Origin of the sequence: Kitasatospora putterlickiae, from assembly GCF_039527695.1 — a bacterium.
In the GTDB taxonomy this organism is placed as follows: domain Bacteria; phylum Actinomycetota; class Actinomycetes; order Streptomycetales; family Streptomycetaceae; genus Kitasatospora; species Kitasatospora putterlickiae.
The window spans coordinates 24,111-29,930 of sequence record NZ_BAAAKJ010000037.1 but is presented as its reverse complement, the minus strand read 5'-3'; the positions used below and the strand labels follow the sequence as shown (position 1 = coordinate 29,930).

Here is a 5,820-nt window from a genome sequence, read left to right as displayed (position 1 = left end):
GGCCGCCCGGCGGGGAGGCCGGGCAGCGGCGGGAACCGGGGGTCAGGGCGCGGGCACGGTGTCCGTGAAGGACGTCCCGGCGGCGCGGTAGGCCGCGACGGCGGTGCCGACCTGGGCGGGCGTCAGCACCTGGTCCTTGACGTGCAGGACGTAGTCCACCTGCTCCTCGTACGCGCGCGCCTCGGTCCCGGTCCGGCCGGCCAGGTCGGTGAGCCACTGGTTGAAGGCGATCACCATCGGCCGCTCGGGGAGGTAGCGGGCGTCGTGGCGGGAGAACTCGGCCCCGTCGACGTAGTAGACGATGGCGCTGCCGTCGATGGTCAGCACCAGGTCGTGCCAGCCGGCGAACGAGGTCCGGGAGGTCGTGTACTGGTTGACCGAGCCCTCGGGGCCGTACGTCTCCCACGAGGTGGTGAAGAAGATGTTCGAGGTCTCGCCCCAGCCGCCGTTGGGGAGGTACTCGAAGTCGTACTCGGCGTAGTCGTCGGCGTTCGGGGCCTTGAGGTCGTTGATCGTGAAGAAGCTCTGCACCAGGTGGTCGCCGTCGGGACCGGTCACCGGCGCGTCGGCGAAGCGGACCCGGGCGGCGTACGTGCCGTCGCGGAACTTCATCGCCTGGCTGTGGAACTCGCTCTGGCGGGTGGACTCGGCGGTCCCGGCGGTCGAGGTCCGCAGGGTCATCACCGAGTTGCCGTCCTGCTCGGCGAAGGTGACGTTCTCCGGCGCCCAGGTCGCCCCGGCGACGCCCGGACCGCCGCCGCCGGAGCGGGCGTTCCAGCCGTGGGCGGCGAGCGCGGGGTCGGTGTGGCCGCTGTAGTCGAGGTCGTCGAAGAGCACCTGGCCCGCCGGGACGGTCGGCCTGGTGGGGGCGGTGCCCCAGACCTGGACGCCCGCGACGTGGGCGGTGACCTTGGCCCAGTCCGCGTAGCCGCTCTGGGTCGCGCCGAAGGAGTAGTCGTCGCCCTGCTGCATGGACTGCCAGTCGGTGCGGTGGACGCGCAGCTGCAGGTCGCCGCTGTCGGCCCCGGGGGCGAGCGTGCCGGCGCCGGCGGTGAACCCGATCTCCAGGTAGCGGTCGGCGGCCGCGCCGGACTCCTGGATGGTGCCGATGGTGCCGGTGACGTTGGCGCAGCCCCGGACGGCCCAGTCGCAGGCGAAGCGGTACGCGGCCAGGGGCGAGTCGGACCGGAAGTAGTAGCGCAGCTTGACCTGCTCCAGGGCGACCGGTGCGGAGCCGGTGTTGACGACCTTGAGCCACGGCGAGACCTGCGCGCCACCGCCGCCGCCGTTGCGGTACCGCACGGTGAGCGACTCTCCGGCGGCCGCGGCCGGCAGCGCGCCGAGCACACCGGCGCCCAGTCCGGCGGCGGTGACGGCGGCGACGAGCGCCGCGCGGACGCGGGGGCGCCGGCGGCTGGATCGGACGGTCATGGGGGTTCCTCTCCTGGTGTGGGGGATGGCGCGCGGCACCGGCGGAGGGGAGCCCGGTGTCACCTCGGGTACGGCGTGGGGGAGGAGGCGGCGGGCCGCGTTGATCAGAAAGTGGCATAGACCAAATTTCACGGTCAACCCCGAATCGGGCCGATCGGCCGGAACGCGGACATCCGCCGCCGGGAGTGGCTGATTGTGCCTGTTGGCGGCCGTCGTACGGCGCTTCCGGCTACGGCGTTTGAGGCCGAGGGGGCCGGGGAACGGAAGTTCGACAGTGCGCCGGGCCGCGATACGATCCCGCGTCAGGGCGGTCGGAAGGGGGACGCGGTGGCGAGTGGCGATGTGGCGGCCGGCATCCCCGTCCGGGATCCGGACGAGCACGTGCGGTTCGCGCGCTACCGTCGTGCCTTCGACGCGGTGGCCCCGGACGACGCGGCCGATCTCGTCGCCCGGGTGCTCACCGACCCCGATCCGGCGATGGCGAACACCGCGGTCTGCGAGTACCTCGACCGGCGGGCCGCCGAACTGCTCACGGATCCCGGCTACCCCGCCTGGTCGCTGGAGCTGACCGGGCCCGTGGCGGTCGACGCCTTCACCGCGCGGCGCCTGCGGGAGTGGACGCTGCTGCGGGCGATCGCCCTGGACGAGCCGTGGGAGGCCGAGCAACTGCTCACGGCCTCCAACTGGCTGCAGCTCCACGTCGCCGGGCGACCGCCGGCCGGAGCCGCCCGCTCCGCCCTGCCCTTGCTGGCCGAGGGCGGCCGCACCCGGCGCATCCGCAACATCGCCAGGTCCCGGATCCCCCGACCCGGGTAGCGGACCCGCTCGTGCCCGACCCGTTCGCCTCCTCCCCCATCCTTCGCCGCCCACCGCGGGCGACCGTTCAGAAGGGCCCGCACCGTTGAGCCTCCCGTCGCACCGGCAGCCGCCCACCCCGGCCGACGCCGCACCGCCCGCCGGACGGGTCGATCCCGCCCTCGCCGACCGCCTCACCGACGCGGTGCTGCTCGCCGGCCTGCCGGTCGCCTTCGGTGACCACGGGCCCGGCGTACGCATCCGGCCCGCCCGGCCCGCCTTCGACGGGGACCCGTGCGCGGGCGTGGCCGCCCTCGACTGGCTGCCGTCCCCGCGCCTTTCCGGCGCCGCCGCGGTGGCGGAGCCGGGCCAGGCGGCCGAATCGGCCCGCGAGGTGGTCGAGACGGCCATGACGAACGCGCTCGCCGAGTTCCTGCCGGCCTTCGGCCTGGAGACCAGCCGCGACCGGACCGGCCGGGAGCTGCGGGTCGACGGCCGGAGCGTGACCAGCGGCGTCCTGACCATCCCGCCCGGCGTCCTGGTCGCCCGCCCGGCCGGACCCACCCCGGCCGAACTCGGCCTCCCGGCGGGCCTGGTCGCCGTCCTCCGCCGCAGCGCCGCCCTGGCCGGACTGCCGCTGGCCACCCACCTCGCCGCCACCGGCATCACCCTCGCCCCCTTCGCCCCGACCGGCGGCGCGGACGACCGGGACGGTGCGGCGGACCTCGCCTGGAACCCCGCCCGCCGCCTCGCCGACCTGGCCGACAGTGCCCTGCCCGAAGCCGCCCGGGCCGCCACCGCCCGCGCCGCTGTCGACGGCGCCATGCGGCACGCCCTCGGCACCGCCCTCCGGGCCTGCGGCACGCACCTGCGCTGGCTGCACGCCCACCAACTCCTGCGCGCCTACGGCGAGTCCACCTCGGCCCTCCGCCGCTGACCGGCGGCCGGGAGGGTCGCGCGGCCGTTCCGCGCGACACTCCCGGCTGGAGGTGTGCTCGAACGGCTGCATCGTCCGACGGCCACCCGGGCCGTGGGTCTCGTGGGTGCCGTCGGCAACCTCGGTCCAGGCCTGGCCGGAGCCGCCGTACTCGTGCTCCCGGTCGCAGAGCTGGTCCGGCCGGCGGTGTCGCGCGGACCGGGGAAGCACAGGTGCCGCCCGGTCCCGTCGAGCTTCCAGAGCTCGACGTGGAACCCGTCATCGGTGAGTCGCGCCGCCGCCCGACGGGCGTTGCGGACGCCGGAGTACGTGTTCCACAGGGTGGCCACCCGCGTCCCGTTGTCGGCGCGGACGGCGGCCGGGCGCGTGGTGGTCACGGCCGGCGCAGGAGGAGACCCGGCAGCCGACCGCGGACGTGTCGGGGGCGGTGACGTGACCAGGGAGCGCGTCCCTAGCCGCCCGCCTCGGTCCCGCCCCGCTCGGTGCGCGGTGCCGTCCACGCCGTGGCCGCGAGCAGCAGGGCGAGGGCGATGAGCAGGGCGCTGAGCCAGAAGGGGCCGCGCGCACCGGCGGTCCCGGTCAGCGTGGCCGCGGCGGCGAGGGGGCCGGCGGCGGCGCCGAGGTTGAGGGCGGCGGTCGCGCAGGCACCGGCCAGGGCCGGGGCCCCGGCGGCCTCGTAGAGGACACGGGTGATCAGTGTGCCGCCCACCGCGAACGACAGCGCGCCCTGGACGAACACCAGGGCGAGCAGCGCGGCGGGCCGGTCGGCCAGCAGGGCCAGGGCCGGCCACCCGGCGAGCAGCAGCGCGCCGCCGGTGGCGAGGACGGGGACGGGGTAGCGGTCGGAGAGCCGGCCGGCCGTGGTGACACCGGCGAAGGAGCCGGCGCCGAACAGCACCAGGACGACCGGGACCCACGACCGGTCCAGCCCGGCGGTCGCGGTCACCACGGGGGCGAGGTAGGTGAAGCCGGCGAAGGTCGCCGCGTTGACCAGGGCGGCGAGCAGCATCACCGTTCCCAGCCGGGGGCTGCGCAGTCGTGCGAACTCCGCTCGCACGGCGGGCCGTTCGGCGGTCTCGGAGGGTGCGCGGCCCCCCGGCACGCCGGCGAGGACGCCGAGGGCGGCCGGCAGGCAGAGTGCGGCGACGGCCCAGAAGACGGCCCGCCAGCCGAGCGCCGAGCCCAGCGCCGCCCCGGCGGGGACACCGATGACCGTGGCCACCGTGGTGCCCGACAGCAGGACGGCGAGCGCGCGTCCCTTCCGGTCGGCGGGCACCAGGGCGGCGGCCGTGGTCAGCGCGAGGGCGAGGAACGCGGCGTTGGCGAGCGCCGCGACCACCCGGGTCGCGAGCAGGACGGCGAGGTTCGGGGCGGTCGCTCCCGCGCCGTGCGCCGCCGTGAAGAGCAGGACGGATCCGAGCAGGCCCCACCGCGCGGGCAGGGCGCGGGCGAGCACCGCCGTCAGCGGCGCGCCGACGACCATCCCGATCGCGAAGGCCGAGGTGAGCGCGCCGGCCGCGCCGACGGTGACGTCGAGGTCCGAGGCGATGGCCGGCAGCAGGCCGGCGAGCATGAACTCCGAGGTGCCCATGGCGAAGACCGCCACGGCGAGCAGGTACAGCGGAAGAGGCATCGAGTGGCTCCGGGGTGAGGAGAGGCGCGGGAAGGGCGACTCGTCACCGCGGTCAGCACCCGGGAGCGCGCGCGACCGGCCACGCGGCGCGGACGGCGGCGCGGCGGCTGCGGACTCGGGGACTCAGGGATTCAGGGGGCTGACGGCGGGTGACCGAAAGCCCCCACCTCGTCCGACTCGGGACTCGACACGGTTCGCACGCTACCGCATCGCCGTCCGGTGCCGCACGCCGATTGACGGAACGTCAAACTGGTCCAGACCATTGACGCTGGGCGTCGCGCTCCCTACGGTATGGGCATCCACCTGGCGCAGGCATGCCAAGGTCAACATTGGTCGGCGCACCCCCACACGCGCCGCCTGCCGCGCCGGGCGCACTCTCCATCCCCCCACGGAGGAGCATCATGCGCAAACGCCACATCGTCGGCGCGGCCCTGGCCGCGCTCGCCGTCCCGCTCACGATGGCCATCCCGGCCAACTCGCACGGGTTCATCAACCTCCCGCCGAGCCGCTCCGCCCTGTGCGGCGCGGGTGTCGTCAGGAACTGCGGCGACATCCAGTGGGAGCCGCAGAGCGTCGAGGGCCTGAAGGGCTTCCCGAGCCGCGGTCCCGCCGACGGCACCATCTGCGCGGGCGGCGACGCCCGCTGGGCGCCGCTGGACAACCCGCGCAACGGGGCCTGGCCGACCACCAGGGTGACGGGCGGTGCCCAGCAGACCTTCACCTGGGAGATCGAGGCCCGGCACTCGACCACCAACTTCCGCTACTTCCTGACCAAGCAGGGCTACGACCCGACCCAGAAGATCACCCGGGCCAGCCTGGACCTGACGCCGTTCCTGACGGTCCCGTACAACGGCCGCCAGCCCGCCGCGATCACCACCCACACCGCGACCCTCCCCACCGGGCGCACCGGGCACCACGTGGTCGTCGCGGTCTGGGACGTCGCCGACACGCAGAACGCGTTCTACTCCTGCACCGACGTGCTCTTCTGATCCAGGATCAGCCGAGCACGCCCAGGACGACCGCC

General features: G+C 75.3%; 5 protein-coding genes. 3 read left to right on the top strand and 2 right to left on the bottom strand.

The genetic code is table 11. The features are described from left to right. Positions 1–42: 42 nt before the first annotated feature. The gene (locus tag ABD308_RS04635; RefSeq protein ID WP_344325934.1) at positions 43–1,431 is read right to left on the bottom strand and encodes a cellulose binding domain-containing protein; all 1,389 of its coding nucleotides are present in this window, start codon (positions 1,429–1,431) and stop codon (positions 43–45) included. 327 nt (positions 1,432–1,758) lie between these two features. Here ABD308_RS04635 and ABD308_RS04630 point away from each other — a divergent pair, with 327 nt between their 5' ends. Together ABD308_RS04630 and ABD308_RS04625 are read left to right on the top strand one after the other, a co-directional pair. Further along, on the top strand, positions 1,759–2,247 hold the full coding sequence (locus tag ABD308_RS04630) for a hypothetical protein (RefSeq protein ID WP_344325931.1): 489 nt from the start codon (positions 1,759–1,761) through the stop codon (positions 2,245–2,247). An 85-nt stretch (positions 2,248–2,332) separates the two neighbouring features. Next, positions 2,333–3,163, top strand: a complete 831-nt coding sequence (locus ABD308_RS04625; protein WP_344325928.1) for a hypothetical protein — start codon at positions 2,333–2,335, stop codon at positions 3,161–3,163. Between the two features lie 451 nt (positions 3,164–3,614). Here the strand turns inward: ABD308_RS04625 and ABD308_RS04620 are convergent, their stop codons facing one another. Further along, complete coding sequence (locus ABD308_RS04620) at positions 3,615–4,796, bottom strand: Cmx/CmrA family chloramphenicol efflux MFS transporter (protein WP_344325925.1); 1,182 nt, start codon at positions 4,794–4,796, stop codon at positions 3,615–3,617. 401 nt (positions 4,797–5,197) lie between these two features. Here ABD308_RS04620 and ABD308_RS04615 point away from each other — a divergent pair, with 401 nt between their 5' ends. Further along, positions 5,198–5,785, top strand: a complete 588-nt coding sequence (locus tag ABD308_RS04615) for a lytic polysaccharide monooxygenase (RefSeq protein ID WP_344325922.1) — start codon at positions 5,198–5,200, stop codon at positions 5,783–5,785. Positions 5,786–5,820 lie beyond the last annotated feature (35 nt).

What these genes read in the sequence shown, in the direction of transcription:
- ABD308_RS04635 (WP_344325934.1), bottom strand. Translation starts at nt 1,431, where the DNA reads ATGACCGTCCGATCCAGCCGCCGGCGCCCCCGCGTCCGCGCGGCGCTC.
- ABD308_RS04620 (WP_344325925.1), bottom strand. Translation starts at nt 4,796, where the DNA reads ATGCCTCTTCCGCTGTACCTGCTCGCCGTGGCGGTCTTCGCCATGGGC.
- ABD308_RS04615 (WP_344325922.1), top strand. Translation starts at nt 5,198, where the DNA reads ATGCGCAAACGCCACATCGTCGGCGCGGCCCTGGCCGCGCTCGCCGTC.